Genomic DNA, 21,432 nt, shown 5'->3' on the forward strand with positions numbered 1-21,432 from the left:
TAGGTAAAAGAATTCCAGACTGTAAAAGTACTAAATATTTGAGAAACAGCCATAATTACAGCTTTAAACCTTTGCTTTTCCCCACTTCCGGCTTTTGAATCGGTATAGAATACGGTCTTTCGGACTGTTTCACTTCCCGATACTTCTGTTTGAACCAGTCGAGGATATTCTGTCCATTGATTGATAGTTTCAGCCTGTCGGAGTTCTCGCCCTCCCTATACAACTTCAATTTGGCATCCTGTGCATTGAATGATTGGTCATGTTCGAGTGAATGAAGTTTACCGGTAACCGCAACTGCTTCGCCTTTGAAAAGCTGTTTAATGGTATCTATCGCCAATCCAACCGCTTTACATAGCTGCGCTATCCGCAAATGTTCGCTTAAATGCGGGAATACGCTAAGCAATAGATTTATATCGTCTTGTGCTTTGTATGGCTCATAATCCTGCTTGAGTCGCTCTATCCGGGTTTCGAGATTGGATATCTCCTTTTCTTTTTGTTGAGTATATTCGTGCATATTAAGAAACTTCTCCCGAGCTTCGTCTTTGCGGTCGTATAGGTCGCGAATGTCCGCATTAACCTCTTGCTTTTGCTCCTCTTTATACTCAATAGTTTCCTTCAATTCTTCATTTTGGATATATAGTTCCCGGTAATGTTCAGCCGTAGAAATATGCCGGGCTTCCGAACCTTTGATACCACGTTCCAATCCATATTTCTCCATTTTTTCGGCATAAGTATCTTGAAATAATTTGAGATTATCCCTTGTCATAATATCATCGGCACAAAGGCGAGTACCATCTTTCGGCTTTTTACGGTATTTCTTTTTGCCGTTTTTATTTTCAACTTCGGCTTTTCTTCTTTCTCCGGTTACGATGGGAACAACCGTAGCATGGATATGAGGCGTTTTCTCGTCCATGTGAAGAACAGCCGAAACAAGATTATCTTTCCCGAAGGTATCTTGTAACCATTCGATATTATCCTTGCACCATTCGTCAAGTCTCCCGAAAGCTTGAATATGCTGCATATTTTCATGTGTCCCAGAAAGCATGATTTGCAAAGCCCGGACTTGATTTTCCCTGATTTTTCGAATTATCCCGGAATGTTCAATCCGGTATTGAATTGCCTGTGTCCGATTTCCGACTCCGTCAGGAAATGTAATTAATTCGTCATTCAGATGTTTCCGGCTCGGGTCGGCATTGCCCGGTTGAACAGTTCGTTCTATATGAGCCGTGGTTCGGGAATCATTCCCTTTCGGCTTTTGAATATGTAATACTGCAAATCCCATTTTCAGTGTTCATTTTTAATTATGATTTTATCTTTTATGAATCCCATTTACGGATTGTTTTCAATCCGCAAATAGGCATTCATATTTAAAAGTCGCTCGATGCGACTACGGTCGAAAGACCGTTTCAGGGAGATTCCAAAGGGGGAAAACCTTTGGCTTATTGGGGCATTTTTAGTGTAGATTTATCGGAGCGTAAAGAAAATGCCCTAATAAGCTACGGCTTTTCTTTAAAAGCCCTTCTGGGTAGCTGCGGCGGATTACATTCTTAGTCCTCTGCCCGGCTTCTTTATTACGACTTGCTTCGGAGCGGAACGACTGCACAAATAGTCGTTCAGGTCTTTATGATTTGCATAGTGAACAGACTGGTCGATGACCTCTTTGCAAACCGAGTGTAGATTTTGGACAGCTTGTTTTCCGGCTTCATCGTTATCCAAGAAAGCATATATTTTCGGATAGGTTGAAAGCTGATTTTTGACTTTTGCCAAATTGACGGTAGAGCTCAAAACAATACAATCTTCCTGTGGCGTTTTGCTTCCTTTCATCGTCAGGTATGAAAGGAAATCCATAAAACCCTCAAATAACTGACAGTTTTCTTCACTTCCGGTATCAAAAAATGTTGCTCCCATTGACATTATGCAACCCTTGAAATGCTCATTCCGTAATGCCCAACCTCCTGCATCATTTTGAAAGCCGATAGCATAATAAGGCTTATCATTAGCCAAATAGTGAACTTCCTTGCAGTGTTCAGATGCAATATCAAGATTTACGCATCGCTTCTGTAGGTAATTGATTAGTGCCGGAGAATTAAGCGGTGTTATTCCGGTTATCTTTATTGCCGATTCTGGTTTTTGTTCTGCTTCTTTCCTGTTCGGAATAGTATTCCCATGAAAAGAAAAAGAGGGCGTTCTGGATAGATGTTGTTCTAATGACCGTATCGCTTCGCCATTGGAGCAATTCTCTATCCGCATCACAAGGTCTATGAGTGTTCCGCCCTCGTTTGCTCCATAATCAATCCACAGGTTTTTGTTGTAATCTACTTTCATACTGGCATCGTTATCTTCCCGGAAAGGAGAATGATACATACCGTAATAGCCTCTATCTTTTGCCGGATGGATATTCAATCCTGCAAGGTATTCCCGGATTGGGAACATATTTATCGTTTTAAAATCCATAATTTTTGATAATTAAAATGGTGAATAAATCTTTTTTCTTTCACGGGAAAAAGGTTGTATCGTGAAACACCACTTTACTTTATTGCGTGTATATAGAAACGAGGTAAAGTAAAGGGCTTCCGGTTATTCTTCCTGCCGGAAGCTTTACTTTACTCTATTATCTATGCGCCCGAAACATAGTAAAGCGGTTTAATAATGATAGTTAGGATTGAATTTGTATTTTTTGGCAGCATCTTTTACAATCATCCGTTTATTTTCGAGAAATACCTTTAGCTTCCCGAGTTTATTCTCGCCATATACACAGCCAATTGTTGCGTAACCTCGTTTGAGTGCATCCATCAAGTCGCTGTAACCATATAACTCCACTTCGGAGAAAGTGGCTTCTAACGCCTCTCTATGTTGCTCGCCTTTTAGTTCGGAATAGTCATAATAGTGGGATTCTTTTTTATTAAAGCTATAATCCCCGACTAGTTCCGGCAGTGCATCATCATTGATACGGAACGCAAACGGCTGAAAATCCATTGCCCGAATGTGAACAGCTTGAACGGTGCTTATATTATTGTCCAATTTATCTTTGGCAACCTCTAAAACTGTTTCCGCTTTATTGTTCAATTCTGTTCCAATATGCCCACGGGCGTTGTCATCCGCTTTATTTTGATGCAGGATAGTGTGAATATGGATTTGTAGTTCATCTGTCCATTGCATCAACTTGGAAATGATTTTGGTTGATTCACTCGGACTGTTAATGTCGTAAACCATATCCCGGATTCCATCGATAATGACTAATCCCAAGCCTTTTGTGTTATAAATCGCTTCCTCTACAATGGATATTCTTATATCCGGAGTATGCCTGCGTAACGTAAGGAATTGCAGATTTTTCGGTTCTTCATCCAACGGTAATCCTGCCATGCGAACAATGCGCCTCATTACTTTTTGGCAATGGTAAGGACTTTGCTCTGTATCCACATAGAAAATCTTCCGTTTATTCTCCGGCAACTCAGCATCATATTGCAAAACCGTTCCGTTCTTCAATGCGGCAGCTACAATAGCCGACACATTGAATGTTTTTTTACTCTTTGCCTTTCCAATGGATGCGCTGAAATTACCCAACGTGGCAATGGGAGAGCCATGTACACGAATAATTTCGGGAGCGGTTACATATTCGCCCGTAAGTGTCAGACGGGAGGCTTGCCAAAGAATGGCAATCTCCTGTTTCTTTACTTCTTCTGCCATGACTTACTTTTTTAAAGATTTATTACTCATGACATACTGTTGGGCTTCTCGCGTAATTTGCGCTTGTGTTTTAACCGGATTCTGGCGTAACCATTCTTCCAGTTGTTCCTTTTCAAAATACAACATTTTGCCCTGCGGTTTGTAGTGGGGAATTAAGTTGCCCGATGTCAATTTGTACAGGTAACTTTTCGACAGGTTGAGAAACTTGCTTGCTTCATCAAAACTGAATACATTCTTTGCCATAAAAACCATTTGTTCGAGTTCGGAAACTCGTTCTTCAATACTTTTCATACTAAAATAATTATGTAATTGAACAAATGGAGTGTGCACCCTCCGTTATCTTGTAATCGATTACGGGGGCAAAGATAATTGTGTGGAAATGAGGGCTAATTGAACTTTGTTTGAGGTATCAACCTATGCTCAACCTTTTTTCAGTTGTTTGATGAATTTGTCAATGACTTCCGATTTCTTGGGAGAAATGTACTTAATATTGTCGTTGGCTGTGGATAAATCACTGGCATTTAGATATTTTTCTTTCATGGGAGCGAGCACTAAATTATTATTTGCGACGACGGATTGCCATTCGTACGTAATATATTCGTGTGCGCTCAATTTCATCATGAAATAAGCCAGTAGCCTATTGTTGGTAGATTTTAATGCTCCGGTTAATTGACAATAAAAGAAATCTTCAAGTATTTGAGGAGTTATTTCGGTGGTGAAAATGTGTGCTTCGTTTACACAATCTGCCAAAAGCCGGATTTCGCTCTTATTTAGCGTACAGTTGAAAGGGTTCTCTTTTCCTACTACCTTTTTGGAAGAAACTTCTTCTTGAGAGTCGATAGTCGTTTCTTTCGTTTCTGGTTGGGGTAACAGTTTGGTTTCAGTTTTCTGTAAATCCTCTAGATATTGACTGTAAACGAGTAATTCTATAATATCTGAGAAATAGGGAAGTGACTCATCATACGAAGCCGGATTCTCGATATATTGTTTATCGTCAAAGCTATCATAGGGGAACGCAATATATTTTCTACGTTCAGCGATTGTCAGATATTCATAAAAAGAAGTTTCCCAAACAAAATTTGGCGTATGCCAATCGAAAGCAATAGATTTTAGAGCCGGAACTTTTTGGCTTATGGATACAAGTTCTTCCGTAATTCTGAATATTTCTTTTCGGATATAGTCTGCGCGCTGGTCAGTATTAAGATAGACCTTTTTCATAGAAAATGCTTCCTTGACAGCATTATAATCATGTTTGGTGCATCTATCAATGAGTTCTTGAAGTGACTTGAACTGTTTTTCAACCATTTGACGTACTTATTTAACTCTACAAAGATACTAATGAATTGGTTTTGGTAAGCAAGAAAGAGAAGAAAACAGACAAAACGGATAAGATTATCTTAATAAAATCTAAAAAAACACCCGAAATACAAGAGAAGTACACTTTATCCTTGTTTCCGTCAAACAGTACACATTTAGTACACCTTGGTAAAGCAAAAATCCCTGATAATCAGACGATTATCAGGGATTTGAAGTACCCAGAGCCGGGATCGAACCGGCATGGGAATTACCCCACTGGTGTTTGAGACCAGCGCGTCTACCAATTCCGCCATCTGGGCAAGTTATCAATACAAATGCCTTGATTGTGTCAGGACAATTCCTTAAAAAGGCGTTGCAAAGGTATAGATATTTTTTTATCTTACAAGAAAAGGATGCTTTTTTTTGAATATGTCGGATGCAAGGAAATAAAAACCGGATTATTTCGTTAGTTTTGTATAGACAAAGCAAAACGTTTGATCGTATGAAAAATAATTATTGCGTGATTATGGGCGGTGGTATTGGAAGTCGTTTCTGGCCATTTAGCCGGGAGAGTTATCCCAAACAATTCCTGGACTTTTTTGGGAACGGGCGTTCGTTACTCCAAATGACATTTGACCGCTTTGCCAAAATCATGCCTAAAGAAAACATCTATATTGTTACAAATAAAATATATGGCGATCTGATCAAGGAACAACTTCCTGAAATCAATGACAGCCAGCTGTTGCTTGAACCCAGTCGTCGTAACACAGCCCCTTGTATTGCTTATGCAGCATACCACATTAAAGCATGCAATCCGAATGCCAATATCGTTGTGGCCCCTTCCGACCATTTAATTCTGAAAGAAGAGGTCTTTCTGAAAGATGTGAAAAAAGGACTTGAGTTTGTCCAGAAAAATAAAGCATTGGTCACTTTGGGGATCAACCCCAGTCGCCCTGAAACCGGATACGGGTATATTCAAAGTGGGGATAAGATGATTGGCGAATTCACCAAAGTAAAAACATTTACCGAAAAACCCAATCGCGAGTTAGCAAAAGTATTTCAGGAAAGCGGTGAGTTTTTCTGGAATTCAGGGATTTTTCTCTGGAATGTAGATACAATATTGGAAGCCTTTAATAAGTTTCTACCTGACATCAGTATGCGTTTTGATTTGGGGAAAGACAAATTCAACACTGCGGATGAGCAAGAATTTATTCAGGAGCACTTCCCATACTGTCCCAATATTTCGATCGACTATGGCGTTATGGAAAAAGCAGATAATGTCTATATGTTATGTGTCGATTTCGGTTGGGCCGATTTAGGAACATGGGGATCCCTGTTTGATCTTGCCAAAAAGGACGAAAACAACAACGCTGTCCTTAAAAATGATAAAACGCTTCTCTACGACAGTCACAACAATATCGTGGCATTAGACAATCAGGATCGTCTGATCGTTATTCAAGGGTTGGATAATTATATCATTGCAGAATCGGACAATGTATTACTCATCTGTAAAAAGAAAGATGAAGAGCGCATCAAACAGTTTGTGGCAGATGTGAAATTGAAGTATGGAAACGAATTTAGTTAAGCTCTCGGTGGTCAAATAAATATTACTATTAAAAAAGCCGGCACTCTGTATAGAGGCCGGCCTTTTTTGTATACCGTTTGATATTATTTTAATGCAGCAAGCGTCTCTTTGATGCGTTTAATCGCTTCGATCAGATTTTCATCTGAGGTAGCATATGAAAAGCGAAGACAGTCTGGCGCACCGAAAGCAGCACCTCCGACAGTAGCGACATGCCCCACTTCGAGCAGATACATTGCCAGATCTGCGGCATCATTGACTGTGCGGCCTCCGGCACTCTTTCCGAAATAATAACTCAAATCCGGGAATAGATAGAACGCACCCTGAGGAATATTCAGTTTGATGCCCGGAATATCTTTACATAATTTAATTACCAGATCTCTCCGACGCAGAAAAGCCTCCCGCATCTGTTCGACACAAGACTGATCTCCCGTAAAAGCGGCAACTGCTGCTTTCTGAGCGATCGAGCTTGCTCCTGAGGTATATTGTCCTTGTAATTTATTACACGCTTTGGCGATCCATAGAGGAGCAGCAATGAAACCAACACGCCAACCGGTCATGGCATATGCTTTTGATACTCCGTTAATCACAACTACTCGTTCTTTGATTTCCGGGAATTGCGCAATGCTTTGATGTGCGCCCATATAGTTGATATGTTCGTAAATCTCATCAGCCAATATAATGACATTCGGATATTTTGCCAGAACATCAGCTAATCCTTTTAATTCTTCTTTGGTATAGACACTTCCGGTCGGATTGGAAGGAGAACAAAGGATTAACGCTTTGGTTTTAGGCGTAATTGCCGCTTCCAATTGCTGAGGAGTAATCTTGAAATCCTGTTCGATGCCGGCAGAAACAATCACATTGGTTCCTTCAGCAAGTTTCACCATTTCTACGTAGCTCACCCAATAAGGGGCAGGAACGATCACTTCATCGCCCGGGCCGATAATGCTTAACAATACATTACATACAGATTGTTTCGCACCGTTGGAGACAATAATTTGGTCGGTTGTATAGTCCAGCTCATTTTCGTTTTTGAGTTTAGCCACAATCGCTTTCCGAAGATCCATATATCCAGGCACAGGAGAATAGAATGAAAAATTATCATCTATCGCTTTCTTTGCAGCCTCTTTAATATGGTCAGGCGTATAAAAGTCCGGTTCGCCCACACTAAGATTGATAACATCGATACCTTGAGCTTTTAACTCATTGCTTTTTTGAGACATCGCCAGTGTTTCCGAAGGCGACAGGCTTGCTAAACGATCTGAAACTTGTGTCATGTAAGTGCTTTTTGTATGTATAATTTAAAATGATCTGACAAAAGTAATTATAAATAGAATTATTTGCAACAATTTGACAATTATTTGATATTATGAAGCGTATGCCCCATCCGTTCTTTTTTTGTTTTCATATAAAATGCATTATATGGGTTCGGAGTGATTTCGATGGGTACATTTTCCACGACCTTTAATCCATATGCTTCAAGACCTACCCGCTTAACCGGATTATTCGTCATCAGGCGCATTTGTGTCACCCCTATCTGGCGTAAAATTTGTGCACCTACTCCATAATCCCGTTCATCCACATTATGTCCTAAATGCAGATTCGCGTCAACCGTATCCAATCCATTTTCCTGAAGTTTATACGCTTTCATCTTCTCCATTAATCCGATTCCTCTTCCTTCCTGATTCAGGTAAACCAATACGCCTTTACCTTCTTCTTCAATCATTTTCAACGCTTTATGAAGCTGCTCGCCGCACTCACAACGAAGTGATCCGAAGATATCTCCGGTAGCACAAGAGGAATGTACACGCACCAATACCGAATCTTCATGACTGATATCTCCTTTAATCAATGCAATATGCTCCAACCCGTTGCTTTTCTGTAGGAAAGGGATCAGACGAAAATGTCCGTATTGTGTAGGCATATCCACCTCTTCCCCTTTCTCTACAATCGATTCGGTTTGCAGACGATAAGTAATCAGGTCTTTTATCGTAATGATTTTAATATCAAATTTCTTCGACACTTTGATCAGATCAGGCAACCGTGCCATAGTACCATCCGCATTGATGATCTCTATCAAGGCACCGGCCGGATATAATCCAGCCAATCGAGCCATATCGATGGTTGCTTCCGTATGCCCGGCTCGGCGCAATACACCACGGGAACGGGCGCGCAAGGGGTTCACATGTCCCGGGCGTCCAAGGTCGGTTGGTTTGGTCTCCGGATCGGCCAATGCCAGAATCGTTTGTGCCCGGTCAAACATGGAAACACCGGTGGTACATCCGCCACCCAGCTTATCTACCGTCACGGTAAAAGGAGTTTCAAGCATCGACGTGTTACGGGCAACCTGCATTTCAAGTTCAAGTTCTTCACAGCGCTCCTCTGTAATCGGAGCACAAAGAAGTCCCCGTCCTTCGCTCATCATGAAATTTACTTTTTCCGGGGTGATCTTTTCGGCGGCAATAATGAAGTCCCCTTCATTTTCCCGATCTTCATCATCTACTACGATAATGAATTTCCCTTCCCGGAAATCTTCGATCGCTTCCTCTATGGTGTTTAATTTAAATTCGCTCATACTCTTTTGATTTTGATAGACAAATTGGAACTTGTGTTTATTTGAATCGTTCACGAATCATATCCAATAACTCTTCGCTTGTTTTCTTGACGCTTCGGATATCTTGTCGAAGCAATTTCCGTTGATAAGTGGCCAATAGGTAGACAGGAATACCTAATGGGAAAATCAGTCCGATAATAAATCCCGCTCTTTTACTCAGATTGGCCTTCAGTTGGTTATATCCGCCAATAATCGGATAATCCATCAGTTTATTCAGGATAAGTATCAGGTCTGAATTTTCTAATACTTCCACAATCTCTTCTACCTCGTTGGCCAGCTTTTCGGCAGACGTATCTTTCCCTCCTTGTCGCCAATAGGCAAAATAATTGATCCAACGTTTGTGTCTCGACAAATACGTCTCTGTATCCACGATCAATTGCTCCAATTTGGGAATAACAGCGTTATAGTCGGGACTGTATATGATCACTTCTTTTAATTCTACTTTACGGGCTGATCGTTTTCCTATAAGGTTTTTCAATGCATTGATATAAGTATCTGCATTCAGGATCACGGAATCGTTTATCGCTTTATAAGTCAGGAATACCCCCAGCGGTGTCAATACCGCAGAACTCAACCACATCCCTTGCCATGCAGCCCAGACACCATCTCTGGCCATCTTAAAACCGATATTATTGACCACATAATAAAAAATGAAGAGGATAACAGAGAGCACAACAGGCGTACCCAATCCTCCTTTGCGGATAATCGCACCTAACGGAGCCCCGATAAAAAAGAAAACCAGACAGGCGAAAGAGACCGTGAATTTATTATGCCATTCCGTTAGATGTCGTCTGACTTTATATGCTTCATCACCCAATGTAGCTGCACGGAAATAATAATCGGTTCGCACATTCTCCGCCGCACTTTTTGCCCTTGTCAGCAATGCCGCTTTTACATTGGCCGGTTCGGCTTGAAAGAGACTGTCGTAATTCGATGGCAGAATAAGAGGCTGTTCTTTTCTTCTATTTTCTTTTGATGCTTCGGCCAACATAAAAAGCGTATCAGTAGGTGCCCCTTTTAAAGCGAAACTCTTCAGATAAGCGTAGGTATAAATTTCGTTCGAATTGATATTCTTAATACTGTCTAATTTAACGTTCATCGAATCGATCGACGATTGCAGGTCGGTTAGGTTTTTCCCCACATATTGGTTTTGCAGGAAAGACTCGTCGGTCCGGGTAAAATTACCATCAAACTCGATCAATACTTCGCGGGTAGTGAAAGTCTCCCGGCGGTTAGGGACATCTGAGGTATTTCCCGCTGAGGCCGATGATTGTCTCGTCATATTTTGGAAAGATTCACCGTTATATAATGTCAAGACAAGAAACAGTTTATCTGCAGATGTTTTCAGACGACCTGAGTCTGCAACAGTAACCATTGTGTTATTAAATCCTTCCGAATAGTCATAAATCATGACATCCTTTAATAATCCGTCGCGTTGGTCTTTTTCCTTTACATAGACATTGTAGCCGCTGATCTCTTTGTAGAAAACACCTTCCGGAATATCCAGTTCGGGTGATTTGGCCCGCATGGAATAGAGCAATGAGTAGAGTTTCACCTGAACCACAGGCATGGCATTATTCTGAAAAAAGAAGGCGCCAACACTGACAATACCGATCGTAACAATCAACGGGCGCATAATATGCAACAGCGAAACCCCTGCCGATTTCATCGCCAACAACTCCAGTCGTTCACCCAAATTACCAAACGTCATTAAAGAGGCCAGAAGAACCGCCAAAGGCAAGGCCATAGGGACAAGGAATAAGGCGGCATAAAAAAACATTTCACCCAATACGGCCATCTCCAGCCCTTTCCCAACCATGTCATCGATATAACGCCAAAGGAACTGCATCAATACGATAAACAGGCAGATGCCGAAGGTCATGGCGAACAACGGCAGGAAAGTCTGCAGCATAAAAGTATATAATCGTTTTATCCTCAACATGGCCTATTCGGTTGAATGGGCAAAATTAGTGTAAAAAACGATAAGAAGCGTATACATTTTAGTGAAACAACGCTAAATGCCCAGCGTTCGTTTGAGTTCTTCCACTTGTGAATCCCATAAATTAATCGAATCATTCTTTTCTCCCGGCTCGGCAAAGTCGGTAATTTCAAGAGCAATCGCTCCGGTTAATTCTACGGTGTGGATGGCAAATTCGAAATAAGCGTGTGGATCTTCTTCATCCACCCAACGATAACGAACACTGATCTCCGATTTTTGGGATACAATCTCAGCTTCTTCTTCATCTTTATTCCAGACAAATGTGTATACATTATTATTCACATGCACATCGTCGGCAAACCAGGAAGAGAGGCCGGGAGGAGTTGTCAGATGGTTCCACAAACTACGTCGTGAGACCTTGCCAAAAACATATTCAATATGAAACTTCTCTTTCTTCATCCTTGGAAACATTTCATTATGCGCACAAGGTACATAGAAAAAACGAGAAGTACTACTCCCTCCATATAAAAATACAATTGGAAAAACCGTTTATCATTCAACCAGACTCTCTGTCGCCGACTTTTTTTGAAAGAAAATGTTGCAGAATATAAAAATAACGTCTACTTTTGCACCGCATTCATCGAATGATGGCGAGATAGCTCAGCTGGTTAGAGCGCATGATTCATAATCATGAGGTCCCCGGTTCAATCCCGGGTCTCGCTACGTTGAAAACAAAAGGCTTACAGAATCTCTGTAAGCCTTTTGTTTTTTATTTGCATACAAATAAGATCACCCCCTCAAATAGAGACACTCACAAGAGAATATCTATTCTACCTACAAGGCATCTTTGTGGCTTTAGCCTCCTATTCTTTGGTAAAAGTCCAAATTATGCCTTGCATTAAAGTCGGTATGGCTGTCTCCATGTGACCTAAGTGTGAATATACTATTGATCTGTGCTTTAAACCATGAAACTTATCCTGCGTAAATAGTTTTTCCAGTTTCTCTGTGGTCAATTCCACCTTTTCCATTTCCGGATCTGGGCTTGCATTCTCAAGTTGTCCGAAAGAGGTGAAAATACTGGTTTTTGAAAGTAGGGTGGGGTTTACTCCCTCTAAATTCTCCATTGCTTTAAGGAGGTAATATTTGTTATAGTTGAGCGTCGGACTGGCAGCAATATAGCTTTGAAACACTTCATTATTGTTTTTTAAGTTCTCAATAAATGCATATTCAACAAAATAAGCACTTAGTGAATGTCCAAATAGAATCCGATTAGCTTTGTCGGTACGGTATTTTTTGTCTAAGTCGGGCAAGAGTTCTTTGTTTAGGAAAGTCAAAAATTTATCTCCCCCGCCGCTCACATTCATTCCGTATCTTTCTTCGGCTACAGGATACGTATAATCTCTGCTACGAAGCATAGCCAATTCAGGTATATTCTTGTAGCCAATCCCAACCAATATTACTTCATAAGGCCAACCTGTTTGAGTGTATATATTTACCATACTCTTGAAAATATCAAAATAGAGATTTCCGTCGAGAATATATATAACAGGGTAATTTTTTGTATCACTTGCATAATAACTTGCCGGAAGAGATACTGAAATCGACAAAGTGTCGTTGACTGATCCCGAGAACACTCTGTGAAATAACAATGTGGGGTTTTCATCAACCGGTATGGACTTTGCAAACGAAGTGTTACAACTAAAAAAGCTGATCGCTACCAGGATTAAAACCATTTCAAATAGATTTTTTGTTTTCATAAGAATAACATTTTTAATGTTTGTGTGATAGAATTGATTAGTATATGTTTAAATAATTTCATTTCTGCACTCACTCTGTTTTTATACTATCCACAGGATTGGCATTTGCGACCCGCCAGCTTTGGAAGGTCACAGTAGCAGAGGTTAATGCTGCAACTAATAAGAAAGTAACAGCAAAGACCCACCAATACATCGGAGTTTTATAAGCAAAATTTTGCAACCACTGATTTACACCATAGTAAGCCAGAGGAGCGGCTATGATGAAGCAAATAATCAATAAATAGACGTATTGTTTATTCAACCTTTCAAGAATCTCTTTGGTTGTAGAACCGAAAACTTTGCGTATTCCTATCTCTTTCCGCTTGTACTCATTCTCAAAAATAACCAATCCGAATACCCCAATCATAGAGAGCAGAATGGCCAAAAGGCTAAACAGAGTGATTAATATCATCATATTCTTTTCATAACCATACGAATCATTCGACACATCATCTAATGAACGGATTTCAAAGGGAAAACCGGGTGATAAAACTTGCAATTCCTTTTCTATCTCCTGTATGGCGGAGTACACATTTGTACCTTCTTTGGTTCGAACATAAGCAAAACGCCGGGTGGGGTCAAGGACAAAACCCATCGGCTCAATTTCTTTACGAAACGAAGTATAGTTGATGTCAGGGATAAAGCCAACAATAGTGACTACTCCATCAACCTTATCTCCTACTTGCAAATTATATTCTTTACGAGCGCACTCATTGAGGATGGCAAAATACCCTCCTTCCGTCTGTGTGTCCGATTGAGTAAAGTATCGCCCTTCAAGAATAGGGATATTCATCGCTTGCAAGAAGTTTACATCAGCACGTATGGTGTTGATTACAATAGATATATCTTTTACTTTCCCTTGATAGACCTCAAAATGATCTCTGCCGGCTAATAAGGCTTCCGAATAGCCAACAGCATCTATGGAAGGCAAAGAATTAAGTTTTTCTGCGAAAAGCTCGTGTTGATTGGTAAATTGCTTATTTGTTGTAACAACGATCATTTTACTTCTGTCGTAGCCGGGATTTTGATGTTGCATATATTTTGTTTGCATGAACATGAATAATGCGGCAACAATCAATACAAACGAGGCGACATATTGAATACCCACAAGCGTGCTACGCAATCGGCGTCCACGAGATGACAAACCGAAATTACCCTTTAATACCACGGCAGGTGCAAATGAAGTGGAATACAAAGCCGGATATATGCCAGCGAATAAACCAGTCAATAAAGCTATTCCCCCGACAATAAACAACAAAGGGATGTTTTCTTGCAAAATCAATTCACTCGAAAGCAGGTTTGTTACCGAAGTTAAAGACAATAAGTGCACCAAAAACAAGGCAATCCCAAAAGAGATCAAGCAAACCAATACGGCTTCTATAGTCAATGAAATACGAAGTTCTGTCTCGCCAGCCCCTAATACCTTTTGCGTATTAATACTTCTGACACGTAAAGGCGCCAAAGCAATACTATAATTCGTAAAGTTAATCGCGGCAATCAACAAAATAACCAAAGCAATACCTATGAGTATCCAAAGCTGTGTTTTAGATGTTTTTGCAACAGTATCAAATCCTATAGCCGTTTCAAAATGTAATGTCTTAACCGGAGAAAGAAAAAATTCCACATTGTTAAAACCTGTGCTTTCCAACATCGGCTTAATCGTTGATATATATTCACTAAAGAGGGCATCTGCATCTTGAGAAGGATCAATGGAAATGTATGTTTCGTAATTCAGTGCCCAGTGTTCATGTTTATCCATCTGCCAAAGAATAAAATTATGCATAGAACTATTTTTGGGAAAGTCCTTATATACACCACCCACAGTCCATACAAAATCTTCACCACGAAGGAGTTTTCCAATCGCAGACTCCCCTTTGAACAGACGCTCCGACATACTTTGGGGAATCAATACCTTATCAGGCTCCTGTAATGCTTGTGCATCTCCTTCCAACATTTCGGGCTGAAAAATATCAATATAACCCGAAGTCGTTTCCATCATCTTCTCTGCGTAGGTTTGCTGTTGGCCGGAAGAATCATCAGCATCTATCGTAAAATACCTGTCGAATACCGTTGCATACATCGCATTGTTTATCGCAACCGCCTTCACATGAGGAGAATAGGCTGCTAAACCATCACCCACAGGGCGAGGTGTTGCTGCTATAGGCGAACCTTCATGGATTAAATTTATTCTATAGACATGATCTGCATTAGGTATGGAAGAGTTGAACCGAAGATCATAACTTACCTGAACCATGATTACGATAAAAGCGGAAAAGGCAACAGACAGTCCTAACAGGTTTAATAAAGTAGCCATTTTAAAACGACGAAGTGTATGAAAGAAATTCCGAATGATGGTTTTCATATATGTTTTATTCCATTTTCATAAAACAAACAAAAACCATGCCATCTTGCACAACACGTTAATAATGAATACATTGAAAGCACACCCTCCCTATTTGTTGTCTAATTACTTGACAGGGTTGTCCATTTATTTGACAAAACAAACAATTGCTATTTCATCATGTTATACCTGTTTCGAGTAAATTACACATTGTCAATTTTTACACTTTGCTATTTTACCCCCTCCGACATTTCTCTATTTGGCATATCATACGAAGCTATCCGAAAAAAACGCAAGGATTTGGAGTTTATTTTTGAATGTTAGTTTGATTATCATGACCTATATCCTATTTTCTTCGATCTGAGAAAATCGCCATTCTGGAGAAAATTTGTCCGTTTTTAGTCCGTTTTTTCGACTCTTTTCGGTCGCCTAAAAAATGATCTAAATGACTTGATCGAAACATTACGATGTTTCTCCAAGGTCATCTGCATGATTTTAAAAATCTTCTGCATAAAATGGGCGGGAGATGCAGAACAAAAAGGGAAGAATTACCTGTTTTTGGGCTGAAAGGTTAAAATATGGCCTCTATTTGACTGAAAAAAGACGAAGTGTGAGTTAGATGAAAATGCGTTTTTGTTGATTTTTATTGCAAATCAGCTGTTTTAAGCAATAAAATGATATATGCTTGAACTAAAAATAGGCTTTGAATGGAAGAAAATTTGATTTCTATGTTCAATTCCAAATAATTTCACTGTTATTTTTTTAGTATTGTCCTAAAAAGTTTTCCACATAGGGTTCTTTTCGTTTAACAACGGCAAAAGCCCTATGTATAAGCTTGTTTCTAACGTTATTAACAATTAGCCAATCCTGTTTTCCTTCCGCCTTTTTCCTGTTGAAATACTCTCTGATCTCATGATTATGCCTGATGGCTGCTTTTGCAGCCTGAGTCAACAAGGCTTTTATTTCTTTATTGGCAATTTGACTGACTTTGGGAGTGGCTTTTTTAGAGGTTCCAGAACTCTTTCCGAAGGGAGCCATTCCGGTGTAGCAAGCAAATTGACGGGGTGATTCAAACTGAGTAAAGTTACCTGTATAAATAATCATCACACAAGCATTAACAAAAGCAATACCTTTAATCGAGGTAAGTAGCTTATAGTTCTCATCTATGCTTGGATCCTCCTTGATACATGTAAGCATTTTCTTTTCAACTCCTTCAATAAGTTTAGCGAGCCTTTCGACCTCTTGCTGTGTTTGTTCATAAATATACCGTGAAGTAGGATCTCTGCGGATAACAGCCCGCATCTCGGTGGCGGCTTGTGAAAGAGCAACCTTTGCTTTAATCAAACGTCCACGGAATGCATATAAAAGTTGTAAGGATTTATTAGCCTTACTCATGGGCACGTATGCTTTAGCCTTATCCTCAAAACGATAAGCATATAAAGCTAACTGCTCAGAATCCACTTTGTCATTTTTTGTTCGTTGAATACCCATCGATAGTTTTATCTGCAAAGGAGAGTCAATCCAAATAAACATCCCCTTGGAGGTTAAGAACTCACTTAGGGCTAAACTATGTAGCCCGGTATGTTCACCGCAAAACATCCACTCTTTACGAGGAATCTGTGTTTGCTGTTTTAGCCAAGACAACATTTGTTTGAAACCATCTTTGTCGTTAGCAAACTGATTATGAGTAAACTCTTTTAATCTCCCGCGTTCAACAAACGAGACATCGATCGTTTGTTTGGAAAAGTCAATCCCAATAAATAAATTCTTCATAACTTTACGTTTACATTACATTTGGAATTAACCCAAAAGCTGTTTTCTGCTACTTCCCTTATTAGGTCTCGAACCTGGTTTTCTATTTGGCAACTACAGCTTGGCTAATAAAGGTCTGAATCAAATAATAAGGCTACTACCTTAGAAGATTGCTTAGTTTACCTTTATTAGCCGGTTAATTCCTTACATTACTACAACAAACATAAGGATTAACCTCTGTATTTAAACTATTTATTCTTTCTTGTAAACCGTAGGTTCTTATACGAACTCTCCAAGGATATTTACAATGTTTTCTCTTTAAGAGAAAGACTATTGCAAACTAAGGGAAGATAGGATTCAAGCAAAATTCCGCAGGAATTCATATCCGTAACCCCCTGTGAGCGAAATAGAATGAGCCACAGGGGGATACAGAACGTATCTTATCGACTCAACGCCGAAGGTGTTGAATAACTTATATAGATACCAGATTGAATGATTCAACACCTCCGGCGTTGATTCGTATGGAGTATTTTCAAACCACGGGTTTGCTTCGCTACACCCGCGGTTACGCATATGAATCCCTAACGGGATTTTCCTGCGAAAAGACAAAGAGTATACCAGTTCATGTAAGTTGTAAAAATAAGCTTCGAATGGAAGAAAAGGTGAAGATAGTGAAGGCGAACGCCACAGGCGTTAAATGTGCATAACCCCGGGTCGATCCGCTACGCTCTTCTTTACCCGGGGTTATTCACATTAAATCCCTGTGGGATTTGGTCTTCGGAAAACCTTCAATTCTTACACAATATAAAGATCACACAAACTGTTCCCATCTTCCAATCTTACACGAATTGAAGCGTATCTGTTATAACTCTCACGCATAATGACATTAAAAGACTCAGCTTCCTTTTAACGCGCCTATACAACAATAGTCCTGAAGTGGTCTATTCCGAAAAAACTCACAAATAAACCTCTCCGAAAAAAGGAGGACAATGAAAATCAGGTGTTTCAAGATCAATCGGATGCCAACTTAAAAAATGGGGATATACGGTGTCATCCGCACATTTATAAAAATTGGCTTTTATCTTCTGTGGTAAATTTCCGGAATCGAGTCCCATTAATGAAAAAGGGATGCTGACGAGCAACTCCCAGGAATAGAGACCTCTCTTTTCTGCAAAAGGTTTATTTTTCAAGGAGGAGTATCGGCGGATAAGTGCATATTCTTCGGCGGTGAGCGACTGTTTCTGTTCACGCGATTGCCGACGGGCGGCATCACAGGTGCCGATACAGTTGAATTCAAAATTCATATAATCCGCTTCACCTGTTTGCTGCATAAAAAACTCCACACAGCTGTCTTGATGTACGGGTGAATCATCTTTGTCGTGAACGGCTTTGAGTGAGTTCCCTTTCACAAAATAACGGATATAGAGGTTTTGATCCGTTCGTGCGATGTCGAAAGCGACAATAGGTTTGTACGGATAAGACGGCCAGTTGACCACATCGATGTATGCGCGACAGGCTTCCGTTTCCATCAGATTTCCGACAGCCGACAATTCCAATGTATCCAAGACGGGGAGATAGGGTGTTTTTACTGTTTTCATGCGATTAATGTATTTGAAGCAAAGGTAATTGAAAATGATAGGCGAGAAAAACAGAGAGTATACCGGCAATGGAGATCAATAGAATAATAGAGCCAACAATCCGGTTTAACAACCATATCCCTCTGATATTAAACCATTTTTTCAGTTTAGAAACAAAATAGGTGATCAGTAGCCACCACAAAACGGCACCAATTCCGATAGCGGCTATTCCACCGGCCAACATCCAGATCGAATAGTCGGATTTGACAAATCCAAACCGGGCAAACAGACCGATATAGAGAAGAACGATCAGTATATTACTGAAAGTAAGCAGGAATGCGGAAATAAAATCTTGTGTGAATGAGAGTTTGGTCTCTTTTTGCTTTTGTAATTTTTTTACAGGGTTGCTCCGGAAGATATAAAAACCAAAAAATGCAATAACAAGACTTCCTATCAGTTGAAGTGTCGCCTGATGATTTTCGACAAGACCTCTCACAGAACCCATTCCCAGGCAAGTAATGGCAGCATAGATCACATCCGAAGCGACAGCACCCAGTCCGGTGACAAACCCATGCCAACGTCCTTTGTTCAGTGTACGTTGTATGCATAACATTCCTATAGGCCCCATGGGGGCTGAAACGATTATACCTATTAATAAACCTTTACCTATTAACCCTATCATTTGAAATAAAAGCGCAGAGCATCAAATAATTAATAATTTGAATCTGAGTCTGCAAAGATAACGGATAATAATGAAAGTTCCTGGATAATCAATAGTTAAGATTCTTTATAAGGAGTGATTGCATCCATTATCCGGAATAGGTCGGCGACTGTTTCCGCACGTAACATGGCTATACGTGTCGGTTTGAAATCGGGAATCCCTTTAAACAGGGGAGTGGCTGCCAGGTGACGGCGGATATGTAAAATGCCACGTCGTTCGTCCAATCGTTCAACACTATCTAGCACTTGTTGCTTGAGGATATTCAAATACCATTCAAAAGATTCGGCAGACAATGGTGTCGCAGTTTGAAGAAAATGTTTGACTTCCCGGAAAATCCATGGCCGTCCGATGCTGCCCCGCCCGATCATAATACCGTCGACCCCGTAACGGTCGAAATATTCGGCCGCCTTTTCGGCTGAAGTGATATCGCCATTACCGATGATGGGGATATGCATACGGGCATTATTCTTTACTTCACCGATCAATGACCAATCGGCCTCTCCGGTGTACATCTGTGAACGTGTACGGCCATGAATAGAAAGTGCTTTTATGCCGCAGTCCTGCAACTGTTCGGCCAGATCTACGATGATTTTGTTGTTCTCATCCCACCCCAGCCGGGTTTTAACGGTCACCGGTATTTGAACCGCCTGAACGACTCTTTTTGTGATCTCCAGCATCAGGGGGATGTTGCGCAACATCCCTGCTCCGGCACCTTTTCCGGCTACTTTTTTCACCGGACAGCCAAAATTGATATCCAAGACATCCGGCCGGGCCATTTCGCAGATTCTTGCGGCTTCTTCCATGGCGTCCGCCTCTTTACCATAAATTTGAATGGCCACCGGCCGCTCTTCCTCCGAAACAGTTAGTTTTTGCTGGGTCTTATTGACATGACGGATTAAAGCATCACTGGAGACAAATTCGGTATACACCATATCGGCGCCAAAACGTTTACACATCAATCGGAATGCGATATCTGTCACATCCTCCATGGGAGCCAGCAGAACAGGTTTTTCTCCTAAATCGATCTCTCCTATCTTCATTTCTATTGCATGAATTATCCCACAAAGGTACGAAGCAACAGGATAAAAACATAAATCAACCGTAAAAAAGGACGTATCAAAAGTATAACTGTTATTCGAGTAGCGTGCAAAAGAGCAAGTAACGCCATCTAAAAAGCGTGATTCAAAATAGGGAATGTATAAAAAAAGAAAATTAATGTGCGCGGACACATATTATGGTAAATAATTAGTTTACATTTGCAGCAAAATAAAATAGACCTATGGATAATTTATTTAATATTACAGGAAAAGTAGTCGTAATCACAGGCGGTTCCGGTGTTTTAGGAAAAGGGATCGGAGCGTATCTGTCGGCTCAGGGAGCCAAAATTGCCATTCTCGATCGAAATGAAGAAGTAGGACAAAAACAGATTGAGGCGATGAACGCCAAAGGTGGTGATGCGGCCTTTTTTCTTTCCGATGTGATGAATCAGGAGATCCTGGAGCAGAACAAGGCGGCGATCCTTGCCCGTTTCGGTCAAATAGATGTTTTGCTCAATGCTGCAGGAGGGAATATGCCCGGAGCGACGATTCCACCGGATAAAACGTTTCTGGATCTGAATATAGATGATTTTAAAAAAGTAGTCGATCTGAATCTTTTCGGAACAGTGTTGCCTACTAAAGTGTTTGTGCCCGAACTTGCCAAACAGAAGAAAGCGAGTATTGTGAATTTCTCTTCTGAATCGGCACTACGTCCGTTAACGCGCGTCGTGGGTTACGGCTGCGCAAAAGCTGCTGTCACTAACTTTACCAAATATATGGCGGCCGAACTTGCACAAAAGTTCGGCGCCCACCTTCGGGTGAATGCGATTGCTCCGGGGTTCTTTATTACAGAGCAAAACCGGGATCTGTTATTAAATGCCGACGGATCGCATACAGAGCGGTCTAAAACAATTCTGGCGCATACCCCTTTCGGACGGTTCGGGGAAGCCGATGAATTATACGGTACGATTCATTACCTGATTAGTGATGCTTCCAGTTTTGTGACCGGAACAGTCGCTGTCGTCGACGGAGGTTTCGACGCTTTCTCTATTTAAAAATTAATCATTTACCATTAAACATTCTGATT

Annotated in this window: 17 protein-coding genes and 2 tRNA genes; 3 read left to right on the forward strand and 16 right to left on the reverse strand. The window is 40.6% G+C overall.

Annotation, left to right across the window (positions count from 1 at the left end; all coding sequences use genetic code 11):
- Window positions 1-55: 55 nt before the first annotated feature.
- From mobV to M2135_RS01025, 6 genes are all read right to left on the reverse strand, one after another.
- The gene (mobV, locus tag M2135_RS01000; RefSeq protein WP_280746696.1) at window positions 56-1,282 is read right to left on the reverse strand and encodes a MobV family relaxase; all 1,227 of its coding nucleotides are present in this window, start codon (window positions 1,280-1,282) and stop codon (window positions 56-58) included.
- Between the two features lie 257 nt (window positions 1,283-1,539).
- Window positions 1,540-2,454, reverse strand: coding sequence for a toprim domain-containing protein (locus M2135_RS01005; protein ID WP_280746697.1), 915 nt, complete (start codon window positions 2,452-2,454; stop codon window positions 1,540-1,542).
- Between the two features lie 189 nt (window positions 2,455-2,643).
- Window positions 2,644-3,687, reverse strand: a complete 1,044-nt coding sequence (locus M2135_RS01010) for an AAA family ATPase (RefSeq protein WP_280746698.1) — start codon at window positions 3,685-3,687, stop codon at window positions 2,644-2,646.
- A 3-nt stretch (window positions 3,688-3,690) separates the two neighbouring features.
- Window positions 3,691-3,978, reverse strand: a complete 288-nt coding sequence (locus tag M2135_RS01015; RefSeq protein WP_280746699.1) for a helix-turn-helix domain-containing protein — start codon at window positions 3,976-3,978, stop codon at window positions 3,691-3,693.
- A gap of 129 nt (window positions 3,979-4,107) precedes the next feature.
- Entirely contained in the window at window positions 4,108-4,992 is an 885-nt protein-coding gene (locus M2135_RS01020) for a hypothetical protein (protein WP_280746700.1), read from the reverse strand.
- A 227-nt stretch (window positions 4,993-5,219) separates the two neighbouring features.
- Window positions 5,220-5,303: transfer RNA gene (locus M2135_RS01025), tRNA-Leu, on the reverse strand.
- Window positions 5,304-5,485: 182 nt separating this feature from the next.
- On the opposite strand from M2135_RS01025, the gene M2135_RS01030 reads away from it, so the two are divergent.
- A complete protein-coding gene (locus M2135_RS01030) occupies window positions 5,486-6,568 on the forward strand; it encodes a mannose-1-phosphate guanylyltransferase (RefSeq protein ID WP_280746701.1) in 1,083 nt (360 codons plus the stop codon).
- A gap of 83 nt (window positions 6,569-6,651) precedes the next feature.
- Here M2135_RS01030 and M2135_RS01035 read toward each other — a convergent pair whose 3' ends face one another.
- From M2135_RS01035 to M2135_RS01050, 4 genes are all read right to left on the reverse strand, one after another.
- Complete coding sequence (locus tag M2135_RS01035; RefSeq protein ID WP_280746702.1) at window positions 6,652-7,845, reverse strand: pyridoxal phosphate-dependent aminotransferase; 1,194 nt, start codon at window positions 7,843-7,845, stop codon at window positions 6,652-6,654.
- An 80-nt stretch (window positions 7,846-7,925) separates the two neighbouring features.
- The gene (locus M2135_RS01040; RefSeq protein ID WP_280746703.1) at window positions 7,926-9,143 is read right to left on the reverse strand and encodes a bifunctional 3,4-dihydroxy-2-butanone-4-phosphate synthase/GTP cyclohydrolase II; all 1,218 of its coding nucleotides are present in this window, start codon (window positions 9,141-9,143) and stop codon (window positions 7,926-7,928) included.
- 37 nt (window positions 9,144-9,180) lie between these two features.
- Window positions 9,181-11,124, reverse strand: a complete 1,944-nt coding sequence (locus M2135_RS01045) for an LptF/LptG family permease (protein WP_280746704.1) — start codon at window positions 11,122-11,124, stop codon at window positions 9,181-9,183.
- A 72-nt stretch (window positions 11,125-11,196) separates the two neighbouring features.
- Window positions 11,197-11,580, reverse strand: coding sequence for an START-like domain-containing protein (locus tag M2135_RS01050; RefSeq protein WP_280746705.1), 384 nt, complete (start codon window positions 11,578-11,580; stop codon window positions 11,197-11,199).
- Between the two features lie 190 nt (window positions 11,581-11,770).
- Between M2135_RS01050 and M2135_RS01055 the strand changes: the two genes are divergently transcribed.
- Window positions 11,771-11,844 (forward strand) — tRNA-Met (locus tag M2135_RS01055).
- A 140-nt stretch (window positions 11,845-11,984) separates the two neighbouring features.
- Here M2135_RS01055 and M2135_RS01060 read toward each other — a convergent pair.
- The 6 genes from M2135_RS01060 to dusB all read right to left on the reverse strand — a co-directional run bounded on the left by M2135_RS01060 (window position 11,985) and on the right by dusB (window position 20,348).
- Window positions 11,985-12,878 carry an alpha/beta hydrolase-fold protein gene (locus tag M2135_RS01060; RefSeq protein ID WP_280746706.1) on the reverse strand — a complete coding sequence of 298 codons (894 nt, stop codon included), beginning with the start codon at window positions 12,876-12,878 and terminating at the stop codon, window positions 11,985-11,987.
- Window positions 12,879-12,948: 70 nt separating this feature from the next.
- Window positions 12,949-15,279, reverse strand: coding sequence for an ABC transporter permease (locus M2135_RS01065; protein ID WP_280746707.1), 2,331 nt, complete (start codon window positions 15,277-15,279; stop codon window positions 12,949-12,951).
- Between the two features lie 741 nt (window positions 15,280-16,020).
- The gene (locus tag M2135_RS01070; protein ID WP_280746708.1) at window positions 16,021-17,031 is read right to left on the reverse strand and encodes an IS110 family transposase; all 1,011 of its coding nucleotides are present in this window, start codon (window positions 17,029-17,031) and stop codon (window positions 16,021-16,023) included.
- A gap of 935 nt (window positions 17,032-17,966) precedes the next feature.
- Complete coding sequence (locus M2135_RS01075) at window positions 17,967-18,608, reverse strand: carbohydrate-binding family 9-like protein (RefSeq protein ID WP_280746709.1); 642 nt, start codon at window positions 18,606-18,608, stop codon at window positions 17,967-17,969.
- 4 nt (window positions 18,609-18,612) lie between these two features.
- The gene (locus M2135_RS01080) at window positions 18,613-19,269 is read right to left on the reverse strand and encodes a LysE family transporter (RefSeq protein ID WP_280746710.1); all 657 of its coding nucleotides are present in this window, start codon (window positions 19,267-19,269) and stop codon (window positions 18,613-18,615) included.
- A 95-nt stretch (window positions 19,270-19,364) separates the two neighbouring features.
- On the reverse strand, window positions 19,365-20,348 hold the full coding sequence (dusB, locus tag M2135_RS01085) for a tRNA dihydrouridine synthase DusB (protein WP_280746711.1): 984 nt from the start codon (window positions 20,346-20,348) through the stop codon (window positions 19,365-19,367).
- Window positions 20,349-20,587: 239 nt separating this feature from the next.
- Here dusB and M2135_RS01090 point away from each other — a divergent pair, with 239 nt between their 5' ends.
- Window positions 20,588-21,400, forward strand: a complete 813-nt coding sequence (locus tag M2135_RS01090) for an SDR family oxidoreductase (RefSeq protein WP_280746712.1) — start codon at window positions 20,588-20,590, stop codon at window positions 21,398-21,400.
- The last annotated feature ends 32 nt before the right edge of the window (window positions 21,401-21,432 follow it).

This window comes from Parabacteroides sp. PF5-9 (assembly GCF_029893105.1).
Classification (GTDB): domain Bacteria; phylum Bacteroidota; class Bacteroidia; order Bacteroidales; family Tannerellaceae; genus JARXWG01.